26 protein-coding genes are annotated in these 25106 nt (G+C 71.3%); 10 read left to right on the top strand and 16 right to left on the bottom strand.

Annotated features, from left to right (window positions below; translation table 11 throughout):
• Window positions 1-226: 226 nt before the first annotated feature.
• A complete protein-coding gene (locus tag ACWC1K_RS40750) occupies window positions 227-1408 on the bottom strand; it encodes a winged helix DNA-binding domain-containing protein (protein ID WP_450838177.1) in 1182 nt (393 codons plus the stop codon).
• A 323-nt stretch (window positions 1409-1731) separates the two neighbouring features.
• On the opposite strand from ACWC1K_RS40750, the gene ACWC1K_RS40755 reads away from it, so the two are divergent.
• The 6 genes from ACWC1K_RS40755 (at window position 1732) to ACWC1K_RS40780 (ending at window position 7805) form a co-directional block, all read left to right on the top strand.
• Window positions 1732-3072, top strand: coding sequence for a DUF2252 domain-containing protein (locus tag ACWC1K_RS40755; RefSeq protein ID WP_450838179.1), 1341 nt, complete (start codon window positions 1732-1734; stop codon window positions 3070-3072).
• Between the two features lie 21 nt (window positions 3073-3093).
• A complete protein-coding gene (locus ACWC1K_RS40760; protein WP_450838180.1) occupies window positions 3094-3693 on the top strand; it encodes a chemotaxis protein CheB in 600 nt (199 codons plus the stop codon).
• Between the two features lie 19 nt (window positions 3694-3712).
• Window positions 3713-5581, top strand: a complete 1869-nt coding sequence (locus tag ACWC1K_RS40765; RefSeq protein ID WP_450838181.1) for a CheR family methyltransferase — start codon at window positions 3713-3715, stop codon at window positions 5579-5581.
• A 24-nt stretch (window positions 5582-5605) separates the two neighbouring features.
• Entirely contained in the window at window positions 5606-6469 is an 864-nt protein-coding gene (locus tag ACWC1K_RS40770) for an ANTAR domain-containing protein (protein ID WP_450838183.1), read from the top strand.
• Window positions 6470-6548: 79 nt separating this feature from the next.
• Window positions 6549-7283 carry a GAF and ANTAR domain-containing protein gene (locus ACWC1K_RS40775; protein WP_450838185.1) on the top strand — a complete coding sequence of 245 codons (735 nt, stop codon included), beginning with the start codon at window positions 6549-6551 and terminating at the stop codon, window positions 7281-7283.
• A gap of 222 nt (window positions 7284-7505) precedes the next feature.
• Window positions 7506-7805 carry a hypothetical protein gene (locus ACWC1K_RS40780; protein WP_450838187.1) on the top strand — a complete coding sequence of 100 codons (300 nt, stop codon included), beginning with the start codon at window positions 7506-7508 and terminating at the stop codon, window positions 7803-7805.
• A 28-nt stretch (window positions 7806-7833) separates the two neighbouring features.
• Here the strand turns inward: ACWC1K_RS40780 and pspAB are convergent, their stop codons facing one another.
• From pspAB to glnA, 4 genes are all read right to left on the bottom strand, one after another.
• On the bottom strand, window positions 7834-8418 hold the full coding sequence (gene pspAB / locus ACWC1K_RS40785; RefSeq protein ID WP_450838189.1) for a PspA-associated protein PspAB: 585 nt from the start codon (window positions 8416-8418) through the stop codon (window positions 7834-7836).
• A 1-nt stretch (window position 8419) separates the two neighbouring features.
• Entirely contained in the window at window positions 8420-9337 is a 918-nt protein-coding gene (gene htpX / locus ACWC1K_RS40790; RefSeq protein ID WP_351470118.1) for a zinc metalloprotease HtpX, read from the bottom strand.
• A 114-nt stretch (window positions 9338-9451) separates the two neighbouring features.
• Window positions 9452-9715: an SCO2583/SCO2584 N-terminal domain-containing protein gene (locus ACWC1K_RS40795; RefSeq protein ID WP_450838191.1), complete on the bottom strand. Its 264-nt coding sequence runs from the start codon at window positions 9713-9715 to the stop codon at window positions 9452-9454.
• 112 nt (window positions 9716-9827) lie between these two features.
• Window positions 9828-11237 carry a type I glutamate--ammonia ligase gene (glnA, locus tag ACWC1K_RS40800; RefSeq protein ID WP_351470112.1) on the bottom strand — a complete coding sequence of 470 codons (1410 nt, stop codon included), beginning with the start codon at window positions 11235-11237 and terminating at the stop codon, window positions 9828-9830.
• Window positions 11238-11434: 197 nt separating this feature from the next.
• Between glnA and ACWC1K_RS40805 the strand changes: the two genes are divergently transcribed.
• Entirely contained in the window at window positions 11435-11902 is a 468-nt protein-coding gene (locus tag ACWC1K_RS40805) for an RDD family protein (RefSeq protein ID WP_450838192.1), read from the top strand.
• A 152-nt stretch (window positions 11903-12054) separates the two neighbouring features.
• Here the strand turns inward: ACWC1K_RS40805 and ACWC1K_RS40810 are convergent, their stop codons facing one another.
• The 4 genes from ACWC1K_RS40810 to lipB all read right to left on the bottom strand — a co-directional run bounded on the left by ACWC1K_RS40810 (window position 12055) and on the right by lipB (window position 15137).
• Window positions 12055-12756, bottom strand: coding sequence for a DUF4191 domain-containing protein (locus tag ACWC1K_RS40810; protein WP_351470106.1), 702 nt, complete (start codon window positions 12754-12756; stop codon window positions 12055-12057).
• 60 nt (window positions 12757-12816) lie between these two features.
• Entirely contained in the window at window positions 12817-13017 is a 201-nt protein-coding gene (locus ACWC1K_RS40815) for an SCO2195 family GlnR-regulated protein (RefSeq protein ID WP_450838194.1), read from the bottom strand.
• Between the two features lie 279 nt (window positions 13018-13296).
• Window positions 13297-14262: a lipoyl synthase gene (lipA, locus tag ACWC1K_RS40820; protein ID WP_450838195.1), complete on the bottom strand. Its 966-nt coding sequence runs from the start codon at window positions 14260-14262 to the stop codon at window positions 13297-13299.
• A gap of 74 nt (window positions 14263-14336) precedes the next feature.
• The gene (gene lipB / locus ACWC1K_RS40825) at window positions 14337-15137 is read right to left on the bottom strand and encodes a lipoyl(octanoyl) transferase LipB (protein ID WP_450838197.1); all 801 of its coding nucleotides are present in this window, start codon (window positions 15135-15137) and stop codon (window positions 14337-14339) included.
• 253 nt (window positions 15138-15390) lie between these two features.
• On the opposite strand from lipB, the gene ACWC1K_RS40830 reads away from it, so the two are divergent.
• On the top strand, window positions 15391-16827 hold the full coding sequence (locus ACWC1K_RS40830) for a regulator (protein ID WP_450838199.1): 1437 nt from the start codon (window positions 15391-15393) through the stop codon (window positions 16825-16827).
• 89 nt (window positions 16828-16916) lie between these two features.
• On the opposite strand, the gene ACWC1K_RS40835 is transcribed toward ACWC1K_RS40830, so the two are convergent.
• Window positions 16917-18266 carry an NAD(P)/FAD-dependent oxidoreductase gene (locus ACWC1K_RS40835; protein ID WP_450838201.1) on the bottom strand — a complete coding sequence of 450 codons (1350 nt, stop codon included), beginning with the start codon at window positions 18264-18266 and terminating at the stop codon, window positions 16917-16919.
• 278 nt (window positions 18267-18544) lie between these two features.
• A complete protein-coding gene (locus ACWC1K_RS40840; RefSeq protein ID WP_450838203.1) occupies window positions 18545-19450 on the bottom strand; it encodes a TIGR01777 family oxidoreductase in 906 nt (301 codons plus the stop codon).
• A 38-nt stretch (window positions 19451-19488) separates the two neighbouring features.
• Between ACWC1K_RS40840 and ACWC1K_RS40845 the strand changes: the two genes are divergently transcribed.
• On the top strand, window positions 19489-19977 hold the full coding sequence (locus ACWC1K_RS40845; RefSeq protein WP_450838204.1) for an N-acetyltransferase family protein: 489 nt from the start codon (window positions 19489-19491) through the stop codon (window positions 19975-19977).
• Between the two features lie 6 nt (window positions 19978-19983).
• Here the strand turns inward: ACWC1K_RS40845 and ACWC1K_RS40850 are convergent, their stop codons facing one another.
• On the bottom strand, window positions 19984-21168 hold the full coding sequence (locus ACWC1K_RS40850; protein ID WP_450838206.1) for a MarP family serine protease: 1185 nt from the start codon (window positions 21166-21168) through the stop codon (window positions 19984-19986).
• 226 nt (window positions 21169-21394) lie between these two features.
• Here ACWC1K_RS40850 and ACWC1K_RS40855 point away from each other — a divergent pair, with 226 nt between their 5' ends.
• Complete coding sequence (locus ACWC1K_RS40855) at window positions 21395-22138, top strand: peptidoglycan recognition protein family protein (protein ID WP_450838220.1); 744 nt, start codon at window positions 21395-21397, stop codon at window positions 22136-22138.
• Window positions 22139-22175: 37 nt separating this feature from the next.
• Here ACWC1K_RS40855 and ACWC1K_RS40860 read toward each other — a convergent pair whose 3' ends face one another.
• The 4 genes from ACWC1K_RS40860 to ACWC1K_RS40875 form a co-directional block, all read right to left on the bottom strand.
• A complete protein-coding gene (locus ACWC1K_RS40860; RefSeq protein ID WP_450838208.1) occupies window positions 22176-22754 on the bottom strand; it encodes a lipid II:glycine glycyltransferase FemX in 579 nt (192 codons plus the stop codon).
• A gap of 107 nt (window positions 22755-22861) precedes the next feature.
• Window positions 22862-23401 (bottom strand): carboxymuconolactone decarboxylase family protein, encoded by a 540-nt coding sequence (locus ACWC1K_RS40865; RefSeq protein WP_450838210.1) that lies wholly within the window; start codon window positions 23399-23401, stop codon window positions 22862-22864.
• A 28-nt stretch (window positions 23402-23429) separates the two neighbouring features.
• Complete coding sequence (locus tag ACWC1K_RS40870; RefSeq protein WP_450838221.1) at window positions 23430-23948, bottom strand: DUF4240 domain-containing protein; 519 nt, start codon at window positions 23946-23948, stop codon at window positions 23430-23432.
• 56 nt (window positions 23949-24004) lie between these two features.
• Entirely contained in the window at window positions 24005-24982 is a 978-nt protein-coding gene (locus ACWC1K_RS40875; RefSeq protein ID WP_450838223.1) for a helix-turn-helix transcriptional regulator, read from the bottom strand.
• Between the last annotated feature and the right edge of the window lie 124 nt (window positions 24983-25106).

A 25106-nucleotide genomic window follows, 5' to 3' on the forward strand; every position in this document is an offset into this window, starting at 1 on the left:
CAGCGGGTGGGTGGGGGATTGGGATGGCGGTCCTTCGTTCTCAAACGCCGGACGGGCCGACTTGCTGGCCGGCGGCGAGGACGCGCTGCCCCAGCGGGTGGGTGGGGGATTGGGATGGCGGTGCCTCGTTCTCAAACGCCGGACGGGCTGATTGCTGGCCGGCGGTGAGAGATGGCGGTGCCTCGTGCTCAATTCGCCGGACGGGCTGAAGACGCGCGACCGGTGCTCAGAGCTTGCCCGCCAACTCCTTCTCCATTGGCGTCCGGAACCGGGGTGTCACCTTCGTGGCCCCCACCCACCCCTGCAACCGCTCGGCCTCGGCCGCGATCGCCGCCTCGGCCTCGCGCCCCACCCCGTCCGTGTCGAGCAGCCGCCAGACGATCTCACCGTCGGGACGCTGAGCCCATCCGCCCACCACCCGGCCGTTCCACCACACCGTCGGCCCGACATTGCCGCTGTAGTCGAACAGCGACGGCCGCAGCTCAGGCGCCAGGTACCAGTCCCGCTCCCGCCACCCCATCGCCGTGGGGTCCAGCGCGGGCAGCAGCGCCGCCCACGGCCGGTCCGGGCTCGTGACCGGCTCGACGTCACCGTCGACCACGTACCCCGTGCCCTCGTCCAGTGACACCTCCTGTGCGCCGATCGCCGCCAGCGCACGCCGGACGTCCGTGACCTTCCAGCCCGTCCACCACTTCAGATCGGCCTCCGTGGCGGGGCCGCATGCCGTCAGCCAGCGGCCGAGCAGCACCGACTGCGCCTCGGCCACGTCGAGTTCGGGGTGCGGCGGGGCCACGGCCCAGCGGAACTGGCTGGACGTCCACGAGCCGAGCGGCCGCCCCCGTACGACCTTGCCCTCCACGCCCAGCACCCTCAGCAGCCGGGTCGAAACGGTATGCACGCCCTCGTAGCTCTTGCCGGCCGCGTACACGAACTGCTCTCTCAACCGAGGCTCGTCCTGGGCGAGTTCGGCCGCGGTCGCCTGCCCGCGCCGCGCCAGCGCCGCCAACGCCGACTCCTCCACGTCCTTCAGCCAGGCCGCGTCCGGCGCCCCGGCCTTCGCCATGTCCTTGAGCAGCGAGGCCCGTTCGCGGCCCGCGACCGTGAGCCCGGTCGAGGCGTGCACGACGGCGGTGAGATCCGTGGGGAACACGAACACGGTGTGCCGCATGCCGTGCATCCGCACCAGTGACCGGTCCGTGTACAGCGCCCGCTCGGTCTCCGTCACGGTCCGCGCCGCGTCCGCGAGTCGCGCGCCCACGGCCAGATGCACCGTCGCCGGGTCCGAGCCGTGCAGCGCCACCAGCGTGCCGGCCACCTCCTCCGGGCTGTCCGCCCGCGCCGCCGGAGCCAGCCGCTGCCGCAACGCAAGCCGCGCCCGCCGCTCCGCCACCCCGATGTACCGCACCATCCCGGCCTCCCCGTCACACCATCCGTCCCCTCATCCTGCACGAGAGCACTGACAACGAGGGGTCCTCCCTCTCAGCCCCTCCGGCGTCTGAGGACGAGGCCGTTCAGGCCGAAGCGGGGGTCTGGGGGCGGCAGCCCCCAGGTACGGGACGGGTAGGGGCGGCGGGGGCGAGAAAACCGGGGCGTCGGCGCAAGCCTCCTCACCCGATCGCCGCCCCCGGCATGCGCCCGCCCCCGCGCCCGCCTTCACTGCGATCAGGAGGCGATGGAAGGCGACCGCACCGGAGGCGTGATGGGCAGGGGCGGTGTATCGCGGTGGGTGTCGTGAGTACGCCCGTTGTCCGCGCCGAACGGGGGAAGGCCGCCCGTCGGCGGATGGCGCGGTCCGCGCATGCCGGGTGGGTTCCGCCCGTCGACCGGGCCGACCCCGTTGCCGTACTGGAGCGGCAGGGGCGTGACCGGCTGCCGGAGCTGCTGCCGATCCGGTACGGGCGGATGGCGGCGTCGCCGTTCGCGTTTCTGCGCGGTTCGGCCGCCGTGATGGCCGCCGACCTCGCGTCCCGGCCGCACACCGGGCTGACCGTGCAGCTGTGCGGCGACGCCCACCTGCTGAACTTCGGTGTGTACGCCTCCCCGGAGCGGGCACTGCTCTTCGATCTGAACGACTTCGACGAGACGTTTCCCGGACCCTTCGAGTGGGATGTCGAGCGGCTGGCCGCATCCGTCGCCGTGGCGGGGCGGGCGAACGGGCACGCCGAGGCCAAGGTGCGGCGCGCGACGCTGGAGGCGGTGGCCGCGTACCGGACCGCCATGCGGCGGCTGGCCGGGCAGGGCGAGCTCGCCGTCTGGTACGAGCGCATCGACGCCGACAGCCTGCTGCCCCTCGTCCGTTCCGCCGGCCGCCGCAGACAGGTCGCCTCCAGCCTCACCCGGGCCCGCCGCCGCACCAGTCTCCAGGCCCTCGGCAAGCTCACCGAGGTGGTCGACGGGCGCCGCCGTATCATCCACGACCCGCCGCTCCTGGAACCCGCCGGCGCCTCCGACACGGCCTCCCTGCGCAAGATCTTCAGCGACTACCGTTCCACCCTCTCCGAGGAGCGCCGTCTGCTCCTGGACCGCTACCGCTTCGTGGACGCCGCCCGCAAGGTCGTCGGCGTCGGCAGTGTCGGCCTGCGCTGCTTCGTCGTCCTGCTGACGGGCCGCGACGAGAGCGACCCCCTGTTCCTGCAGATCAAGGAGGCCCGGAAGTCCGTATGGGAGGAACATCTGCCCCATGGGCCCTACGTCCATCCCGGGCATCGCGTCGTTGCGGGTCAGCGGCTGCTGCAGGCGGCGAGTGACATCTTCCTGGGGTGGATGAGCGGGCCGCAGGGGCGCGCCTTCTACTGGCGGCAGCTGCGCGACATGAAGGGCTCCGCGGACGTGGCCGGCATGAGCCCGGCCGATCTGCTCGGATACGCCCGCCTGTGCGGCACCGCCCTGGCGCGCGCCCACGCCCGCTCCGGCGACCGCATCGCCATCGCCGCCTATCTCGGCGGCGCCGACACCTTCGAGCAGGCCGTCGCCGACTTCGCCCTCGCCTACGCCGACCAGACCGCCAAGGACCACGCTGCCCTCGGCGCGGCGATCGCCGCGGGCGTGGTCGCGGCGGCCCCCGAGGCGTGACATCCGGCCTAGGCTGGCCAGGTGCAGTCCTCCGCACCTCAGTCCGACGGCTTCGAAGTCGTCGTCGTCGCCTCCTCGGCCGGCGGCATCAACGCCCTGGTCGTCCTGCTCGGCGCCCTCCCCGGTGACCTGCCAGTCCCGGTACTGGTCGTGCAGCACCTGGACCCCCGTCACCGCACCGTCATCGCGGACGTCCTGGGCCGCCGTACACCGCTGACCGTGAAGCTCGCCGAGGACCACGAGCAGACCCGCCCCGGCACGGTGTACATCGCGCCCCCGGACCGGCACCTGCTGGTCCGGCCCGGCGGCTTGGTCGCCCTCACCGACAGCGAGCTGGTGCACTTCGTGAGACCCTCCGCCGATCTGCTGTTCGAGTCCGTCGCGGGGGCCTACGGACCGAAGGCCATCGCATGTGTGCTCAGCGGCACCGGGCGGGACGGCGCGATGGGCGTGGACGCGGTCAAGTCGCGCGGCGGCACCGTGATCGTGCAGGATCCCTCCACCGCGGAGTTCAGCGGCATGCCCGAGGCCGCCGTGGGTACGGGGACGGTGGACTTCGTGCTACCTCTGGAGGAGATCGCCGCGGTGATCCGCGGACTGGTCGGGACCGAGAGGCAGTAGCAGAGAAGTGGCGGCAGCAATGGGCGAAGGACAGCCGGACCTGGAGACCGACGAGGAACTGGAGCGACTCCTCGGTTTCCTCCGCGACGCCCGTGGATTCGACTTCACCGGTTACAAGCGCTCGTCCCTGGGCCGCCGCATCCGCAAGCGCATGGCGGACGTCGCCGTCGAGACGTACAGCGACTACCGCGACCGGCTCGAAACCAATGCCGATGAATTCAACGCCCTGTTCAACACCATCCTGATCAATGTCACGTCCTTCTTCCGCGACCCCGACTCCTGGACCTTCCTGCAGCGCGAGGTACTGCCCGAACTGCTCGCCCGGACCAGCTCCCGCGAGGAGATCCGGGTCTGGAGCGCCGGCTGCTCCAGCGGCGAGGAGGCCTACTCCCTGGCGATCATGTTCGCCGAGGCGCTGGGCCTGGACGAGACCCTGGAGCGGGTCAAGATCTACGGCACGGACGTCGACGACGAGGCGCTGCGCGACGCCCGCTCCGGCCTGTACTCGGCCAAGTCGCTCGCACCGCTGGAGCCCGAGCTGCGCGACAAGTACTTCGAGCAGAACGGCGCCCGCTTCGCATTCCGCCCCGATCTGCGCCGCAGAGTCATCTTCGGCCGTCACGACATCACCCGCGACGCCCCGATCTCCCGCCTCGACCTGCTCGTGTGCCGCAACACGCTGATGTACTTCAACGTCGAGGCGCAGACGCAGATCGTCGACCGCTTCCACTTCGCGCTCGGCGAGGGCGGCTTCCTCTTCCTCGGCAAGGCCGAGATGCTGCTCAACGACTCCGACCGGTTCTCGGTCCTGAGCATGCGGCAGCGCGTGTTCCGACGCCGCCCCGGCGAAGCCACGGCGCCCTACCAGCCCGCTCCGGTGAAGATCAGGAGCGGCCTGAGCAGCGAACTGCACACGGTCGCCCGCCACCGGCAGCTGCGCGACCTCATCCTCGACTCGACCCCGAGCGCCGCCGTGGCCGTCGACTCCGACGGCAGCGTCCTGCTGATCAACAGCCACGCGCGCGTGCAGTTCGGCCTCACCACGAACGACATCGGGCGCCCCTTCCAGGACCTGGAGATCTCCTACCGCCCCGTGGAACTGCGCTCCCTCATCGAACAGGCCGCGCACGAACGCCGCACCCTCCGCGTCAACGGCGCCGAGCGGCGGACGGGCGAGGAGATGCAGTACTACGACATCCTTGTCCAGCCCCTGAACGGGGTCGACGGAATGACCGCCGCCACCTACATCACCTTCACCGACGTCACGGTCACCACCCAGCTCAAGGCGGAGATCAAGCGCGTACGTGAGGACCTGGAGACGGCGTACGAGGAACTCCAGTCCACCAACGAGGAGTTGGAGACCACCAACGAGGAACTCCAGTCGAGTATCGAGGAGCTGGAGACGACCAACGAGGAACTCCAGTCCACCAACGAGGTGTTGGAGACCACCAACGAGGAACTCCAGGCGGGCAACGAGGAGCTGGAGACCATGAACGAGGAGATGCGGGTCCGCACCGAGGAGCTGGACGAGGCCCGCACCTTCCTGGAGGCCGTGCTGACCTCCATCGCCGCCGGAGTCGTCGTCCTGGACCAGGGACTGAAGGTCAAGAGCTGGAACCGCGGCGCAGTCGACCTGTGGGGCCTGCGTCCCGACGAGGTCATCGACCAGCCCTTCTTCGGTCTCGAGTTCGGTCTGCCCACGGAGAAGCTGCGCGAGACCGTCCAGCGCTGCATCGACAGCGGACGGCGGGGAGACCCGCTGCCCGTGCCGTCCGTGAACCGTCTGGGCCGAGCCATCACCTGCATGGTGCAGTGCAGCGCCTTCGACGCCCACAACGGCGGAGTCGTTCTGCTCATGGAAGAAGGCAGGGCGAACGGCTCCGATTGAGCCGGCGGGGCGTAGGCTTCCGGTATGGCCACTGTGGGCGGGTCCACGGACCCCATGGCTTCCGCGGAGCGGAAAGCCGCTGCGGCGCGTGTAGGTTCCGCGCAGGAGACCAGAAGCGCCGAACGGCACGAGGCCCTCGCCGCCGAGGCCATCACCGAAGTGTGCAGGAACGTGCACCTGCGGATCGCTGCCCTCCACCACTCGACCGCGTCCCGTCATCAGACCGCGGCCCGGCTCCACGAGGGCCACGCGGCCCGGCTCGCGGGCTGGGCGGGTGCCACGAGCACTCCGCGGCCGCTGTTCATGACAGGTGTCGCGGCGGCCTGCGGCACGCGCAGTGCGGCCCTCACGCTGGTCGGAGCCACCTTCGACCAGCTCTCCCTGGCCGCCTCCGACGAACCCTCCCGTGCCGCCCAGGAACTGGAGTTCCTGCTCGGTGAGGGCCCGGCCCGGGACGCGACCCGGCAGGTCCGGGCGGTGACGGCGACCGGCTCGGGCATGACCGACCGCTGGCCCGGCTACGGGCCGGCAGTCAGCGAACTCGGCATCGAGGAGGTGACGGCCGTACCGCTCAGCATGGAGGGCGCCTGCGTCGGCGCCCTCACCGTCTTCGACGCCGCCTCCCGCATGACCGGCTCGGACACCTTCGCGGAGGTGGCCGACGTCCTGACCCGCACCATGATCCTCAACCCGGACGGCGACCCCGAACTGTACGGCGGCACGGACCTGCGCGCCCTGGTGCACCAGGCCGCCGGCATGGTCTCCGTCCAGCTCGACTGCTCGGTGAGTGACGCACTGGAACTGATCAAGGCGCGTGCCTTCTCCGAGGGCGTCTCCGCGCACGGCGTCGCGGACCGCATCGTCCGGGGCGAGCTGCGACTTGCCTGAAACGGGGAGCCGTCGGGCGGGCACAGGGAAGACTGCGGAACCCGGGCCGCGAGCGGTTCCGGGAGACGAAGGGAAGCTGATGAGCACGGTATCCCCGTCGCGGCAGCAGTTGGCACAGGCATTCGTCGCCCTGGCCGCCAGCCCGGTCACGGAGGCCGCCGATCCCACCGGGCTCCTCGCGGCCCTCGCCGCCCACGGAACCGAGCTGCTCGGCGACTGCGACGCGATCGTTCTGTACGCCCCCGACGACTCCTGTGGTGCCGAGGTGGCCGGCACGGGCAGGGAACTGCTGCACCTGGCGCGCTCCGCCGCCACCTGGGGCGAGGGACCGGGGTCGGAAGCCCGCCGCACCGGCCTCCCGGTGCCGGACACCGCCCTCGACGGAGAACGAGCCCGCCGGGACTGGCCGCGCTACACGGCCCGGGCGGTGGAACTCGGCTACGGCCGGGTCGCCGCCCTGCCCCTCCAGGCCGGTGAGGACACCCTGGGCGCCCTGGTGCTGCTGAGCCCCGGCAGCACTCCGCTGCTCCACGAACTCCTGGCGCTGGGGCAGTCCCTCGCCGACGCCGCCGGCTGGACCCTGGAACGGGAGCGCCGGCTGCGCGAGACCCGGGCCCTGGCCGACCAGCTGGGCCAGGCGCTGAACAGCCGTATCGTCATCGAACAGGCCAAGGGCACCCTCGCCGCCCGGCACTCCATCACGGTCGACGAGGCCTTCCGCGTCCTGCGCTCCCACGCCCGCTCCCACCGCCGCCGTCTGTCGGAGGTGGCCCGCGAGGTGGTGGAACGGAAGCTGGACCTGCAGACGGACTGAACGCCGGGGCAGCCGGAAAACGGGATGCACGCCCGGTGACCGCCTCCCTACGCTGGACATGCGTCGCGGAGCTGCCCACCACCGCTTGCCGCAGGACAGGCATCACCCTGCGGACTCGGGGCTACTCTCTACGCACCGACGGACGGGCGCCCCTCCCCCAGCGCCCCGCCGGGACGGAAAACCATCACCGCTCACTCATCCACGCCCACTCGGAGGCCCGTCATGGGCACCATCGTCATAGCCGGGACCGCCGTCCTGGTGCTCTTAGGATTCGGAAACCACGTCTGGTGGCTGGCCGCGGTCGCCGTGCTCTTCCTGTACGCGCAGTACGGGCGCAGCGGCACCAAGGGCGGCTCCGCCTCGCAGTCCCCGCAGTCGTCGGGGGGATCCTCGTCGGGGTCGATGCCGGCCACGTACCAGGCCTACCGCAAGCGCCGTGACATGCAGGCCAAGTGGGAGCGCCGCTACCGTCGCGAGCGCCCCCTGGAGTCGCGCCGCCAGGAGCGCGAGAAGAGCAAGTGAGACGACGTGAACCGCTGGTAGGCGCCGGTCACAGTCCCGGCGCGCCCCACAACGGGAACCAGCGGCTCAGGTCCTGCTCCATCCGCAGGTCGTCGGCGAGCGCCGCCTTCACCTGCAGTTCCAGCGCGTTGTCGCGCCGCTGCCCACCGCCGGGCAGCGGCGCGAACGGGTAGAACGTGCCGCGCTTGTAGAGATAGACCAGCGCGAGCCGCCGGCCCCCCTCGCCCTGGAAACCGGCCAGGGAGCACAGCAGTTGCGGCCCGAAGCCGTTGACCTCCATCGAGCTGTTCACCGCGTGCAGATCGTTGACCAGCTCGGACAGCCGGCCCGGGGAGCGGCGCGAGACCAGCCAGGAGTAGCCGTACTCGTCCTGGCTGAGCTCCACCGGAGGGCCTTCCCGGTCGGCGTCCGCGTCCAGCAGGGCCTGGACCTCCCGGTGCGTCTGCTCGAAGGCCCCGCCCTCGACCGTCGCGAAGCACACCGCGCCCGTGCCGGTCGGCGTGAAACCGGCCGCGGCCTCCAGGGTCACGGCCGCCGACGGCAGCGCGAACAGCTGGTCGAGATCGGGCAGAACCGGTTTCGTACGGCCGAGCAGAATGTCCAGGAGCCCCATGTCACCCCTTTCCGGGTGTTGCCGCCTCACCCAACTCGGCGGAGATCCGCCCCAGTTGGTCGAGCCGCTGCTCCAGACTCGGGTGCGTGGAGAAGAACCGCTCGATGCCGGGCTCCTTGCCGGTCGCCGGGGTGAAGTAGAAGGCGTTGAAGGCCTGCGCCGTCCGCAGGTCCTTGGTCGGGATCCGCGCGATCTCGCCGGAGACCTTGGTCAGCGCGGAGGCCAGCGCCGAGGGACGCCCGGTGAGCAGCGCCGCCGCCCGGTCCGCGGCCAGCTCCCGGTACCTCGACAGCGCCCTGATCAGCAGGAAGCTGATCGCGTACACGGCCGCCGACACACCCATCACCGCGGCGAAGACGGCAGCGGTGTTCTGGTCCCGGCGCCCCCCGCCGAACAGCTGCGAGTAGAAGGCGAACCGTACGATCAGGCCCGCGATCACGCCGAGGAACGACGCGATCGTGATCACGGCGACGTCCTTGTGCGCCACATGCGACAGCTCGTGCGCGAGCACGCCCTCCAGCTCCGCGGGCTCCAGCCGCCGCAGCAGCCCGGTCGTCACACACACCACCGCATGGTCGGCGTTGCGCCCGGTCGCGAACGCGTTCGGCATGTCCATCTCGGACACGGCCACCACCGGCTTGGGCATGTCGGCGATCGCGCACAGCCGGTCGACCACCGCGTGCAGCTCGGGATACTCCTCGCGCTCCACGACCCGCCCGCGCATGGCGAACATCGCGATCCGGTCGGAGAACCAGAACTGCGCGACGAACATCGCCGCCACCAGCACCACGACCAGCAGCCACGACTTCAGCAACACGATCAACGCGGCGACGAACGCCACGTACAGCAACCCGAGCAGGAACATCGTGACCGTCATCCGCACGGTCAACCGCCGGTCGCTCCGGAAGCGGCTCTGCATCTGCCATCACCCCGCAGTCAGGCACTCGTCCCGCTGTCCAGTGTGCACCCGCGCACCGCCATGAAGTGGTCCCGAACGGCTCTAGGAGCCGCAAAAGGTCCCTGTGAGAGGCCTCTAGTACGGGGCCCGGAACTGCGCCCACCCGAGCAGCACGATGATCGCCGCCACACTGCCCAGCACGATCGCCGTCGACACCCATGAGGACCGCCGCGGCGCCACCGGGTCGGGATCCGCACGGAACGGCTGCGGCTCCGGCGGATTCTCCCTCCACCGCGCGGCCAGCATCCGGGCCCGCGCGGAGGGCTCCTTGTGCTGCGCGTCGTCCGCCCACCTCAGGTCGAACTCGCGCTCCTGGTCGTCGTGTTCGTGCTCCGGCATCCCGTCCACCCCCGTGTCGTGTCATCGGCAGAGGCAGAATAGAACATACGCCCGTGCCCCCGCTGTCGTACGACAGCGGAGGCGCGGGCGCTGTGCCTGGGACAGGCGTCGATCACACGTCGAAGTAGAGCTCGAACTCGTGCGGGTGCGGACGCAGCTGCAGCGGGGCGATCTCGTTCGCGCGCTTGAAGTCGATCCAGGTCTCGATCAGGTCGGCGGTGAAGACGTCACCGGCGAGCAGGAACTCGTGGTCGGCCTCGAGGGAGTCGAGGACGGCCGGGAGCGAGGTCGGGACCTGCGGGACGCCCGCGTGCTCCTCGGGGGCCAGCTCGTAGAGGTCCTTGTCGATCGGCTCGGCCGGCTCGATCTTGTTCTTGATGCCGTCCAGGCCCGCGAGCAGCAGGGCCGAGAAGGCCAGGTACGGGTTGCCGGAGGAGTCGGGCGCGCGGAACTCGACGCGCTTGGCCTTCGGGTTGGAGCCCGTGATCGGGATACGCATGGCCGCGGAACGGTTGCGCTGCGAGTAGACGAGGTTCACCGGCGCCTCGAAGCCCGGGACCAGACGGTGGTAGGAGTTCACCGTCGGGTTGGTGAAGGCCAGCAGCGACGGGGCGTGCTTGAGGATGCCGCCGATGTAGTAGCGGGCGGTGTCCGACAGGCCCGCGTAGCCGGCCTCGTCGTAGAACAGCGGGTCGCCGTTGCTCCACAGCGACTGGTGGACGTGCATGCCCGAGCCGTTGTCACCGAAGATCGGCTTCGGCATGAAGGTCGCGGTCTTGCCGTTGCGCCAGGCGACGTTCTTCACGATGTACTTGAAGAGCTGGAGGTCGTCGGCCGCGGCGAGCAGCGTGTTGAACTTGTAGTTGATCTCGGCCTGGCCGGCGGTGCCCACCTCGTGGTGCTGGCGCTCGACCTGAAGGCCGGCCTTGCCGAGCTCGAGGGAGATCTCGGCGCGCAGGTCGGCGAAGTGGTCGACCGGCGGGACCGGGAAGTAGCCGCCCTTGTAGCGGACCTTGTAACCACGGTTGTCCTCGAGGGCACCGGTGTTCCAGGCGCCGGCCTCGGAGTCGATGTGGTAGAAGCTCTCGTTCGCCGAGGTGGCGAAGCGGACGCTGTCGAAGACGTAGAACTCGGCCTCGGGACCGAAGTACGCGGTGTCCGCGATACCGGTCGACGCGAGGTAGGCCTCGGCCTTCTTGGCCACGTTGCGCGGGTCACGGGAGTACTGCTCGCCCGTGATCGGGTCGTGGATGAAGAAGTTGATGTTGAGGGTCTTGTCACGGCGGAAGGGGTCGACACGGGCGGTCGACAGGTCCGCGCGCAGGGCCATGTCGGACTCGTGGATCGCCTGGAAACCACGGATCGAGGATCCGTCGAAGGCGAGCTCGTCGTCCGGGTCGAACGCCTCGACGGGCACCGTGAAGTGCTGCATGACGCCCGGCAGGTCGCAGAAGCGGACGTCGATGAACTTGACGTCCTCGTCCGCGATGAACTTCTTGGCCTCGTCGGCGTTCTGGAACATCCAGCTCCTCCTACTCCCGACCGCCTTGCCGGGGTGGTAGTTCGTTCGTGCGGCCAGTGCGGTGGCACACGCTGTCCCCGACACTAGGGACGGGTGATTTCTCGGGCGTGACCCATTTGTTTCGCACAAGTTAACCGGACCCAGTCCGGTGTACCCCACCTGTCCGTATCGCGAAACGGGCGCAGTACCGTGGACGCGTGGACAACAGGGATGCAATCGGCTCATGGCTCTCGGGCCCCCGCGCGGCCGCAGAGGAAGCCGGTGTCGACTTCGGATACCGCGGTCAGCAGCTCGGTCTGCCCGAGGAGGGACCCGGCTCGATCGCCCGCCCGGGCCGCCGGTTCGGCGCCCTGTTCGTCGACTGGGGCCTGTGCCTCTTGATCGCATACGGTCTTATTACTCACGGCTACAACCAGGCGACCGGCAACTGGGCCCTGCTCGTCTTCTTCCTGCTCGGCGTCCTGACCGTCGGCACGATCGGCTTCACCCCCGGCAAGCGCCTCTTCGGCCTCCGCGTGGTGGCCCTGGACACCGGCCGGCCCAGCCCCCTGCGCGCCACCCTCCGCACGGCCCTGCTGTGCCTCGCGATCCCGGCCCTGATCTGGGACCGCGACGGCAGGGGTCTGCACGACCGCCTGGCCCGCACGGTCGAAGTCCGCGGCTGAGGAGCGCCCCAAAGGGGTGCGGGGCTGTGTCGATATGCGGCTGCGCCGCGTGGGCGCGACCAGCCACGGCGATGCCGCAGACGAAAGACGTTTCCCTACGACGAAGGGGGCGCCCGATTGCTTCGGGCGCCCCCTTCGTCGTAGGAGCGAATTCAGCGGGCCTTGGGCCCACCCTTCGGCAGCTTCATGCCCTTCGGCATCGGACCCTTCGGCAGCGGCATGTTGCTCATCAGGTCGCCCATGGCCCGCAGCCGGTCATTGGTGGCCGTCACCTGCGGCCCGGTGAGCACCCGCGGCAGCTTCAGCATCGTGGTCCGCAGCTTCTTCAGCGCGACCTGGCCCTCGCCCGTGCCGACGATGACGTCGTGCACCGGTACGTCCGCGACGATGCGGTTCATCTTCTTCTTCTCGGCGGCCAGCAGGCTCTTCACCCGGTTCGGGTTGCCCTCGGCGACCAGGACGATGCCGGCCTTGCCGACGGCCCGGTGCACCACGTCCTGGCTGCGGTTCATCGCCACCGCGGGCGTCGTCGTCCAGCCCCGGCCGATGTTGTCCAGGACCGCCGCGGCCGCGCCCGGCTGGCCCTCCATCTGCCCGAAGGCCGCCCGCTCAGCCCGGCGCCCGAACACGATCGCCGTTCCGAGGAAGGCGAGCAGCAGGCCCAGGATGCCGAGATAGATGGGGTGACCGATCAAGAAACCGATCGCGAGGAAAACACCGAAGATGCCGATGCCGACAGCCGCGAGTACAAGACCGATCTTCTTGTCGGCCTTGCGGGTCATCTTGTAGGTCAGAGCGATCTGCTTCAGTCGCCCGGGGTTCGCAGCGTCCGCTGCAGGTTCCTTCCTCGCCATGCCACGAAGTCTACGTGGCCCCGGGAGCGCCGTACGACGGCACTGTCCGGAGGGTGGGATTCAGGGGCGGACGACGAGGCTCTGCTCCATGACGCGCTGGGCCTCGACCCGGTCCTTGGCACGGCGGCGGTCCTCCAGGACGGAGGTCCAGGCGTTACGACGGGCGGTGCGCTGACCGCTGCTCATGAGCAGCGATTCGACGGCACGCAGTGCAGTGGTGAACGACGGGATGGCGGTGGCGCGAACCGGCGCGGCCTGCATGATGGAGGTCCCCCCTCGGGATACGGGCACTGGGGCGGATGTACGTGGCGTGAGTCCAGCGTCACTGATTGGTGTTACCAGGGCGTGACCGACCGGTCAAACACCCATGAAGCCTTGATGCGACGAGCGCAAACGCCGACGCGGCCCTGACGTGTGCCCTCATCTGCGAGGACTGTCAGGACCGCGTCGAATCAGCCGTTACCGGCGGGTAATTTCTTGTGCGCAGTTTCACACGAAGTAGTGGCACTCCGTGCCATCTGGCGAAGGGTCGTGCGACCGTCAGACGGCCTGCGAAGCGACGTACGCGCCACGCTTCTCGACGGCCATCTGGTACAGCCGGCCGGCCCGGTAGGAGGACCGGACCAGCGGGCCGGACATCACGCCGGAGAAGCCGATCTGCTCGGCCTCCTCCTTCAGCTCCACGAACTCGTGCGGCTTGACCCAGCGCTCGACGGGGTGGTGGCGCACCGACGGGCGCAGGTACTGCGTGATGGTGACCAGCTCGCAGCCGGCCTCGTGCAGCTGCCGCAGCGCGTCGCTGACCTCCTCGCGGGTCTCGCCCATGCCGAGGATGAGGTTCGACTTGGTGACGAGCCCGTGGTCGCGGGCGGCCGTGATGACCTTCAGCGAGCGCTCGTAGCGGAAACCGGGGCGGATGCGCTTGAAGATCCGGGGCACGGTCTCGACGTTGTGCGCGAAGACCTCGGGGCGGGAGGAGAAGACCTCTTCGAGCTGCTCGGGGACGGCGTTGAAGTCCGGGGCGAGCAGCTCCACCTTCGTCCGCCCGGCCTCGCGGTCGGCGGTCTGCTGGTGGATCTGGCGGACCGTCTCGGCGTACAGCCAGGCGCCGCCGTCCTCCAGGTCGTCGCGGGCGACGCCGGTGATGGTGGCGTAGTTCAGGTCCATGGTGACCACGGACTCGCCGACGCGGCGCGGCTCGTCACGGTCGAGCGCCTCGGGCTTGCCGGTGTCGATCTGGCAGAAGTCGCAGCGCCGGGTGCACTGGTCGCCGCCGATGAGGAAGGTCGCCTCGCGGTCCTCCCAGCACTCGTAGATGTTCGGGCAGCCGGCTTCCTGGCAGACCGTGTGCAGGCCCTCGCTCTTCACGAGGTTCTGCATCTTCGTGTACTCGGGACCCATTTTCGCCCGGGTCTTGATCCACTCGGGCTTGCGCTCGATGGGGGTCTGGCTGTTGCGGACCTCCAGGCGCAGCATCTTGCGTCCGTCGGGTGCGACTGCGGACACGACCGGCTCCCTAGCGATTGATTCTTCGGCGTGCTCAAGGGTACGCCCGTTGATTTGAAAGCCTTCGGCGGTGTTCAGGCTGCCGGTGTCTTCTCGATCACCCTGGGCTTGAGGTCCGCGTTCTCCAGTACGTCGGTCAGGTGCCGCTCCACGACCGGCAGCACCTCGGCGATCGTCACGTCCCGGCCGAGTTCGGCGGCCAGCGAGGCGACGCCCGCGTCACGGATGCCGCACGGGATGATGCGGTCGAACCACCGGTTGTCCGGGTTCACGTTCAGCGCGAAGCCGTGCATCGTGACGCCCTTGGCCACGCGGATGCCGATCGCCGCGATCTTGCGGTCCTCGCGGCGCTGGCCCGCGTTGGACGGGGCGTACTCCGGGCCGTTCATCCGCGGGTCGAACTCCTCGTCGTGCAGACGGGGGTCGAAGTCCAGGGACAGCCCGCCGAGCGACGGACGCTGCTCCACCGGGTCGCCGAGCACCCACACGCCGCTGCGGCCCTCGACCCGCGTGGTCTCCACCCCGAACTCCGCGCAGGTGCGGATCAGGGCCTCCTCCAGGCGTCGTACGTGCGCGACCACGTCCACCGGGCGCGGGAGCTTCTGGATGGGGTAGCCGACCAGCTGTCCGGGGCCGTGCCAGGTGATCTTGCCGCCGCGGTCCACGTCGATCACGGGGGTGCCGTCCAGGGGCCGCTCGTTGTCGGCCGTGCGCCGCCCTGCCGTATAGACCGGAGGGTGTTCGAGCAGCAGGACGGTGTCGGGGATCTCGTCGGCGAACCGCGCCGCGTGCACCCGGCGTTGCTCGTCCCACGCCGCCTGGTACTCGACAGCCTCGGCACCGAATCCCATGCGGACGAACCGCAGCTCACTCACGGCAAGCGCCTCCCTAGAAGGTCGTAAGGCACGAAACGCGCCTACGCCACTGTACGACCGACCGTCCCGCGTCAGCCGCGCGGCCAATCCTCACACGATCGGATGAACGAGGGTCGAAGTGTGCGATCACCTGCTCACTCTCCGCTACATTCGCGCCGTTCACAGAGGCCATAAGGGCTGCTCACAGGCAATCCGGGCACACAGGGCCGGCAGTGGTCCCTGGAGGCCCGAAAGGCAGGAGACCGCACCGCAGATGACGGAACGACCCGCGCAGCGCACTCCCAACCGCCAGCTCGCCGCGCTCATCGCAGAAGCCGGGTTCTCCAACGCGGGTCTCGCCCGCCGAGTCGACCAGCTCGGCCTCGAACACGGGCTTGATCTCAGATACGACAAGACGTCGGTCACCCGCTGGCTGCGCGGGCAGCAGCCCCGCGGCACCACTCCCGCCCTGATCGCCGAGGTCTTCACCCGCCGCCTCGGCCGCCGCCTCACCGCTCAGGACCTCGGCCTCGACGCCTGTGCGCCGGTGTACGCCGGGCTCGAGTTCGCCGCCGCCCCCGAGGAGGCCGTCGACATCGTCGGAGGGCTGTGGCGCAAGGACTCCGGTTCGCACGCCGAGCTCCGCAAGATCGCGTTCACGCCCGCCGGTCTCGTCGTGCCCAGCCGCGACTGGCTGATCGGCCGCGCCGACGACAAGGTCGCCCGCGGCGAACAGCCGGCCAAGGTCCCCGCTCAAGGGCGCCCGACGGTGCCCCGCCAGCGCGGCCAGGCCGAGCGCGGCCCCGGTCAGAAGGTCACCGCCGGCGACATCGCCGCCCTCCGCTCGGTCGGCGAACTGTTCCGCACCCTCGACGACAAGTACGGCGGCGGCCACGCCCGCCAGGCCCTCGTGCGCTATCTGGAGCACGAGTGCGAGCCGATGCTGCGCGGCACCTACGGCGAGCAGACGGGGCGGCGGCTGTTCGGCGCGGCCGCCGATCTGACCCGGCTCGCCGGCTGGACGTCGTACGACATCGCCGCGCACGGGCTTGCGCAGCGCTACTTCGTGCAGGCCCTGCGGCTCTCCCAGGCGGCCGGGGACCGGGCGTACGGCTCGTACGTGCTCGTCACCATGAGCCGCCAGGCCGTCTATCTCGGCCACGGACGGGAGGCCGTGCAGCTGGCGCGGGTCGCCCAGCAGGGCGTAGGGACCAATGCCCCGCCGGTGGTGCAGGCGCTGCTGCACGCGGCCGAGGCGCGCGGTCACGGGGTGCTCGGCGAGGTGCGCAACTGCACCGCCTCGCTGGTACGGGCGGAGCGGGCCCTGGAGGCCGCACGATCCGGTGACGAAGTGCCCTACTGGGCGCGGTTCTTCGACGAGGCGCAGCTTGCGGACGAGTTCGGGCACGCGCACCGGGATCTGCAGCAGTTCCGGGCGGCGGCGCAGCATGCGGAGCGGTCGCTGCAGTTGCGTGCGCCCGCGTATGCGCGGAGTCGGCTGTTCTGCCGGGTGGTGCTGGCCTCCGCCCGCCTGGGCCTGGGGGAGCTTGACCAGGCCTGTGCGCTGGGGGCGGAGGCGGCGAGTGCCGCGGCGGAGATGCGGTCGGTGCGGGCGGTGGAGTATGTGCGGGAGTTCGAGCGGCGGTTGGAGCCGTACAAGGATGCTGCGCCGGTGCGGGGGTATCGCGACAAGGTCGCGGCACTTGGGTAGGCCATCGCCGTGACTCCGGTTGGTGCGTTGTCTGTGCGGGTTCGTTGTGGTTGATCGCGCCGTTCCCCGCGCCCTTAAAGGGGCGCTGCTCAGGCCGCCTGTTCGACTGTGCTGCTCGGTGGGTCTGCCCTGTGCATCGAACCCGCCGCCCCGAGGTCCGTGAGGATGGCTGTTGAGGCCCTGTGGGCGGAGTGGAGGGCTCCCTGGACCGTGCTGGTGTCGCGGTGGTCGCCGCAGACGTACAGGCCCGCCAGCAGCCTTACGGGGCGCCGGAGGTCGTGCGGTGGGCGCATGGCGGGGACGGCCTCCGGGGTGTGGTGGACGGCCAGCGTCTCCCAGCGGGCGGTCGAGGTGCCGTAGAGGCGGGAGAGGTGCATGCGTACGGCGGTGTCCAGTTCCGGCGGGGGCGGGCCGAGGACCGTGGAGGAGATGAGGGCGCGGCCCGCGGGGGCGCGGCCGGGGTCCACCGCGCTGACGACCGCCGTGTGGGCGACGGGGCCGCCGCGGTCGGCGTCCAGGAGGAGGGAGGCGCCGGTGGCCGGGGGCTCGTCCGTGGTGTGGTGAAGGACCGTCAGCGGGTGGAAGTCCGGTACGCGCAGGCCGGGCAGCAGGTCGGCGGCGGCGCGGGCGTCCGTCGCCAGGAGGACCGCCCGGCAGCGGATCACGCCGTGTTCGGCGGTCGTGACCGAGCTGGTCGAGACCGAGGTGACGCGGACTCCCGTGTGGACCGTGCCCGGCGGCAGCGTTCGGGCGAGCAGTTCCGGGAGCATCTCGGCGCCCCCCTCCGGCAGACACAGGCGCCCCCAGGCGAAGGCGCGCAGTGCCAGGTCGGCGCAGCGGCTGGAGGTGGTCAGTTCCGGGTCGCAGAGCAGGGCGGCCAGCAGCGGGCGCAGGAAGCTGTCGATCGTGCGGGCGGGGACACCGCGGGCCGTGAGGGCCTGGGCGGCGGGCAACTCCGGGCGCGACAGCAGACGTTCGACGGGGATCGCGGCGAGACGGGACAGGGCGTTGCCGAGGCGGGCCTGGTCCACGGCGGTGCCGAGCGGGGCGGTGGTCCGCGGGGTGCCCCTGGCGGGGGCGCTCGCCAGGGCGCGTACCGCATGGAGTGCGCCCCTTGCGCCCCCCGCGGCCGCCGGGGCGCCCGCGCGGTGGTGGCGTCCGTCGCTGTGCAGCAGGACGCCGGGCGCGAACGGGCGCAGCACGAGCGCGTCCAGGCCGGGCGTCAGCCGTAGCTCGGGATACGCCGTGGACAGCAGCTGGCCGATCCGGTCGAGCCGGAATCCGTCGACCTTCTCCGTCGACATGCGGCCGCCCACGCAAGGGGCGGCCTCCAGGACCGCGGTGGTCACTCCTGCGCTGGTCAGCCGATGCGCCGCGGAGAGTCCGGCAACCCCGGCTCCCACGATCACGACGTCCGCCTGGTACGCGGGCTCAAGCACGTGCCCCTCCTCGAGGTTGCGCGGCCGGTGGAGACGTCATGCCCCCAACTGGCTCCAGGGATACCCGAGTTCGGGTCGAGGTTAGGGCTGCGATCGGTCAAGTGCAGTCGCGCATGAACAGGGCACGGTCGCACAGCGGTCGCATACGGTCACGCCTTCGTTATCGCGCCTCCGGACCGCCCGAGCCCTACGGCTCCGCGAGCGCGACCTGGAGCGCCCCTTCGATGTCCGGGAACGCGACCGCGAAGCCGGACTCCAGCGGCGGTGCGGCGTGCGCCCTACGGCTTCGCGAGCGCCGCTCTGAGGGCTCCTTCGATGTCGGGGAACGTGAAGGTGAAGCCCGACTCCAGCAGGCGCTTCGGCAGCACCCGCGCGCTGCCGAGCACGTCTCCGGCCATTTCGCCGAGTACGGTCCGCAGCGCGGGTGCGGGGACGGCGAACAGTGTCGGGCGGTGCAGGACGCGGCCCATGGCCGCGGTGATCTCACGGTTCGTCAGCGGGGTGGGGGCCGTGAGGTTGAACGGCCCGGAGAGGCCGTCGGTGTCGATGAGATGACGGATCGCGGCCACCTCGTCGTGCAGCGCGATGTACGACCAGTATTGGCGGCCGTCGCCCATACGACCGCCGAGGCCCGCCTTGAACAGAGGGAACAGCCGGCCCCAGGCGCCGCCGCCGTGGGCCACCACGAGACCCGTCCGCGTGAACACGGTCCGTACGCCCGCCTCCTGCGCGGGGGCCGCGGCGCCCTCCCACACCACGCACAGCTCCGGCAGGAACCCCGTCCCGGGCGGCGCGCTCTCGTCGACCGCCCGGTCGCCGGTCTCGCCGTAGTAGCCCATCGCACTGCCGTTCACGAACACCCGCGGCTTCTCGTCCAGCGCGGCCATCGCCTCGGCCAGCGCGGCGGTGCCGAGCACCCGGCTGCTCCGGATGCGCGTCTTGTACGCGTCCGTCCAGCGGTGGTCGCCCACACCGGCGCCCGCGAGGTTCACCACGACGTCGCACCCGGCGAGCACCGCGGGATCCACCCGCCCGCCCTCCGGGTCCCAGCGGACCTCGTCCTTCACCCGGGGCGCCCGGCGCACCAGCCGCACCACCTCGTGCCCGTCCGCGGTCAGGGACCGCACCAGGGCGCCACCGATGAGCCCGGACGCACCGGCCACCGCGATTCGGGAACGTTCCATGGGCCCATTCTGCTCGGAGGACTCATAAGGTTGCCGTCATGCCGGTTCCGTTCATACGCCACGCAACGCTCGGCGACGAGGAGACGCTGGGGCGCCTCGACCGTGTCACCTGGTCCCCCCTGCACTCCGTGCAACCGCGCCCCCAACAGCCCTACGAGCCCTTCTACAACGAGCGGTTCGGGCCCCGGGACCATCTGGTCGCGGAGCTCGACGGGGAGGTCGTCGGCTACATCCGGCTGGCCCGTCCGACCCCGCTCGCCTGCAACGCCCACGTCCGGCAGATCCAGGGGCTCGTCGTCGCCGAGAAGGCACGGGGCGCCGGTGTCGGGCGGGCGCTGCTGCGGGCGGTGCGGGAGGAGGCCCGCAATCAGGGGGCGCGCCGGCTCACGCTGCGCGTCCTCGGCCACAACACCCCGGCCCGCAAGCTGTACGAGGCCGAGGGGTTCGTCGTCGAGGGGATCCTGCCCGGAGAGTTCCTGCTGGAGGGCGAGTACGTCGACGACGTGCTCATGGGGTGCAGTCTCTGACCCGGCCTAGGAGGTGACCAGGTCGCCCGTGTCCACCGAGGCCGTCGCGTCCGCCGCGCGCCGGGCGTCGGAGGCGACCTCCGCCGCCGTCAGGACGTAACCCGTCTCGTTGTCGGATGTCGAGCGGGCGAAGACCACACCGTAGACGCGGCCGTCGGTCGTCAGCAGCGGGCCGCCGGAGTTGCCGGGGCGGACGGTCGAGCGGATCGAGTAGATCTCGCGGGTCACCATGGCGTCGCTGTAGATGTTCTGGCCGGTCGCCCGCACCCGGTTCGCGACCGTCGCCGCCTGGAGGTCGAGGTCGCCGTCCTGCGGATAGCCGGCCACGACCGCCGAGTCGCCGCGCGCGGCGCCGTCGTCGAACCGCAGCACCGGCGCGCCCAGCCCGGGCACGTACAGAACGGCCACGTCCCTGTCGGGGTCGAAGAGCACCACCCGTGCCTCGTACGACCGCCCGACCCCGCCGATCCGCACGTTCGGGTCGTCGATTCCGGCCACCACGTGCGCGTTGGTCATCACATGGTCGCGGGCGTACACGAAGCCGCTGCCCTCGCGCCCCTGGGTGCCGGAGACGCCCTCGATCTTCACCGTGCTGCGCTTGGCCGCGTTGGTGGCGCGCGCCGTGACGCTGTCGCCGGTGGGCTTGGCGACCTCGGCCGTCGACTCGTTCTCGAACGGGTTGAACACCTGCGGGAAGCCCGCTTGGGTGAGCGCCGAGGTGGCCCGGGAGAACCAGGTGGGGGTGGTGTCCGGCATGGCGTCCTGCACGGCACCGAGCAGCGCCGAGTCCCGGATCGCGGAGGTGAGCAGCGGTGACGAGGAGGCGCCCAGGACGCTCGCGGCGACCCAGGCCACGATCAGTACGGCGGCCGAGTTGGCCGCGGCCCCGCCGACCCCGTCGGCCACCCTGAGCGGCCCCCGGTCCAGCTCCCGGCGCAGCCTGAGCGCGAGGCGCCCCGCCAGCTCGTGCCCCACCACGGCCGGGAGCAGCACGGTCAGCACCGCGGTCACGGTCGCCCGGGTCGTGCCCGCTGTCACCAGGTCCATCATCCAGGGCAGGATCCACACGCCGAGCACCGCGCCGCCGACGAACCCGGCGAGCGAGACACAGCCGGCCACCAGTCCGCGACGGTAGCCCGATGCCGCGTAGGCCACGACCACCAGCGACAGCAGGATGTCGAGCAGGTCCACAGAGCCGCCTTTCTCTCAGACCTCTTAGTACGCGCGGGACGGGCCCAGTGATCAGCCACGCGCGCGTGCATGAGGAGAAACGCCCCGGACCAGGACGATGGTTCCACCGGGTGGCACAGCACACATCGCGGACGGAGCGGATGCGGCCGAGAGTGGGAGCATGCGCGTCCGAAGATCGCGAGCACCCCGGGACGCTCGCGCCGCGGCGGGGCCCGGTGTCCCGCGCCTGCTGCTCGCCTGCCTGCCCGGCCTGGCCGCGGCCCTCGGACTGCTCCTGTGCGCCGACGGCGTCGGACACCCGGCCGCGAAGCCCCGGCCGCCCGTCGCGGCCCCCCGCCCCGCGGCGCCGCACACCGCGCCCAGGCCGCGGATCGTGCCCCGGTCGGCCTGGCTCGACTCCCTCGCCCGGCACGCCCAGCCGCCCCCGCGCTACGACGACAAGGTCCTCGCGGTCTTCGTCCACCACACCGACTCGCCGAACGACTACGACTGCGCCGAGGCGCCCCGCATCATCCGCTACCTCTACGCGGGCCAGACCGGCGTCCGGAACTGGGACGACATCGGCTACAACTTCCTCGTCGACCGCTGCGGCACCGTCTACGAGGGCCGCGCCGGGGGCGTCGACCGCCCCGTCACCGGCGCCCACACCCAGGGCTTCAACCACCGCACGGCAGGCATCGCAGCCCTCGGCACCTTCACCGCGGGCACCGCCGTCCCGCAGGCCATGACCGACGCGATAGCCGCCCTCGCCGCCTGGAAACTGGGCCTCGCCGACATAGACCCGCGTGCCGATGCGCGCCTGGTCTCCAGCAACAGCCTCAGCCGCTACGCCTCCGGCACCACCGCAACCCTCCCCGCCCTCGCCGCCCACAAGGACGCGTACATGACGAGCTGCCCCGGCCTGGCCCTCACCGCCCGCCTCCCCGGGATCAGACAGCTGGCGGCGCGGCTGCAGGGCCGCACGCCGTAGCGGCACCCGCGCGGCACAGCCGCACATCAAGACAGCCTCACCTTCGCCCGAGATACGCCCCCAGCGCCCGCTGCAGCACCTTGCCCTGGCTGCCCACCGGCAGCTCCCACTCCCCGAGGTACTCCACCGCCCGGCCGCCCGCGCCCGTCTTGAAACGGAGCCGGTTCAGCAGCCGGTTCCCGGTCAGGACGGGGGTGACGGAACGCAGGTCGTACGTGGCGGCCCCCGCCGCCCGCGCGTCGCACAGCATCCGCCACAACAGCGCGCTGCTGGGCCGCAGTTCACGCCCCCGGCGGCCGGACGCGGCGTACGAGTGCCAGACGCGCGGGCCGACGTTGATCATGAGCGCGGCGGAGAGCACCTCGCCGTCGTACTCGGCGAGATACAGCCGCAGCCGGTCGTCGTCCTCCGTGTTCAGCGCCTTCCACATCCGCCGGAAGTAGTCCAGCGGGCGGGACTTGAAGCCGTCGCGGGCGGCGGTCGCGGTGTACAGCCGCTGGAACTCGGGAAGGTCGGCGGCCGCCCCCCAGCCGACGCGCACGCCCCCCAACTCGGACGTCCGCAGGGACCGCTCCCAGCGCGGTGCCAGCGCCCCGCGCAGCGGTCGGTGCTGCATTTCCCGGGGACGACCCCAGGACCCCGGCAGAAACGCGGGCGGGCCGGCGCGAGCGGCGTGGGCATCGCGAGGCGGAGCCGCCGACGCGCCGGTGTCCGGCCTGGCCTTCATCCGGGGTCGCCGCCCACCAGCCCCAGGAACTGCTCCCCGGACGGGTCGACGTCCACTCCGAGCCCGTTCATGAGGCCCGCCAGCATGACGTAGTAGCCGGTCGTGGTGACGATCTCGGTCACCTGACGGTCGGTGAAGGAGGCGCGGAGAGCCGCCAGTGTGGTCTCGGACAGGGTGTGCCGGGACACCAGCTCGAAGGCCGCGGTCAGCGCCGCCGACTGGGGCTCGTCGAACTCCGGCCCGTCGGCGCGCCGTTCGGCGACCGCCGCGAGCTGCTCGGGCGTCACCCCCGCGTTCAGGGCGATCGGGTGGTGCTGGGCGGACTCGTAAGCACACCGCGTCGCGGCCGCCACGGCCATCACGACCAGCTCGCGCAACCGGACCGAAAGCGTCGACTCGCGCAGCACGGCCAGGCCCAGCTCGATCGTCGGGCCCGTCAGCGGTGGCGCGTGCGAGAGCATGCGGAAGGCGTTGAGCGGTACGGGCAGCCGGGCGACGGCGTCGGACGGCCGCTCCGGGTACGGGATTCGAGCCATGGTCCCCCTCGTTGCACGGATGTGAACGTCACTCCCGGAAGCGTTCCCACAGCTTGGGATAGCGCTCCGCCAGCACCCGCTCGTTCTCGAAGTCGAGCGGTGTGCCCTCCGGCTCGGAGGCCGGGGCCGGGATGCCGAGATCGGGGGCGACGGTCCCGGTGAGCTGCTCGTAGGCCTCGTCCGCCGCGTAGCCCAGTTCCTCCCCGTCCCCGTCGATCTCCTCGTCGAAGTCGTCCAGGAGGTCGGCCAGAGCGTCGGGGTGGTGCACGGCGCCCTCGTACACCTCCCGCCCCTGACCGATCAGCCAGCACCGGAAGAAGTCGAACGCGTCGTCGCTCGCCCCGTCGAGCAGTACCCAGGCGGCGCCCCACAGGTCCCAGCTGTAGGCCCGGTTGTAGCGGGACTCGAAATGCCGGGAGAAGTCCAGGACCGTCTCCGGGTCGAGCTCCAGGAGCCGCTCCACCAGCAGGTCCGCCTGCTCCTCGGGGTCGCCCTCGGCGGCCTCGCGGGCGGCGTCCACCAGCTCCCAGAACTCCGACTCTTCCATCACGGGTCCAGCATCGGCCCTGGGCGGGTGGGACGCACGTGGAGTGCGGCGGATTGTTATGTCCCGTACAGCAGGCCCAGCCGTCTGGCATCGTCGGCGAAACGCGCCCGCAGACTGTCCGGCGCGAGCACCTCCACCTCGGGGCCGAGCCCCGCGAGCTGCGCATGGGCGACCTCCTCGGACTCCACGGGGAGCGTGACCGTGACCAAGCCACCCTCGTCCGGGGCGCCGGCGGCCGCCAGCGCCTCCCGGGCGGAGGCGGGATCGACGGCGTACGGCAGCTGCCGGGCGCCTGCGGCCGACAGCCGCACCACGACCTCGGCCCGCAGGATCGACCGCGCGAACTGCTCGGCCCGTTCCTCCCAGAAGGCGGGAAGGTCGAACTCCTCCTCGCGCACGAAACGCTCCGCGGAGGCAGCCACCGCCGTGAACCGGTCGATCCGGTAGACGCGGTAAGGCCCCTCGCCCTCCGCCACCCGCGCACACACGTACCAGACCCCCGCCTTCAGCACGAGCCCGTACGGCTCCAGCTCCCGCTCCACCTCGGCCTCCCGGCTCCGGTAGCGCGCGGTGATCCGGCGGTCGTCCCACACGGCATCGGCGACGGCGGGCAGCAGTTCGGGTGCCTTGGGCTGCGTGAACCAGTTCGGTGCGTCCAGGTGGAAGCGCTGCGCGGCGGTCTTCGAGGCGTCGCGCAGGGAGGGGAGCAGGGCCGCCGACACCTTCAGCCTGGCCGCCGAGGCCGCGTCCTCCAGCCCCATCTCCCGCAGCGCCCCCGGCACACCGGACAGGAACAGCGCCTCGGCCTCACCGCGCGCCAGCCCGGTCAGCCGGGTGCGGTACCCGCCGATGAGCCGGTACCCGCCGGCCCGGCCGCGATCGGCGTACACGGGTACGCCCGCCTCGGACAGCGCCTGCGCGTCCCGCGTGACCGTCCGCTCGGACACCTCCAGCTCGCGCGCCAGCTCGGCGGCGGTCATGGAGGGCCGGGACTGGAGGAGCAGCACCATTTTGATGAGGCGGGCAGCACGCATGTCTTTCATGATGCGGGGCGCTTCGCGCAGTTCCCCGCGCCCCTGAAAACCGGGCCTCGTCAGGGGCTCGCCCGCGACACCGACCTGTTCCTGTGCGAGGCCGCCTTCACGCACGGCAAGGAGA

It is taken from the genome of Streptomyces sp. NPDC001492 (assembly GCF_053597275.1).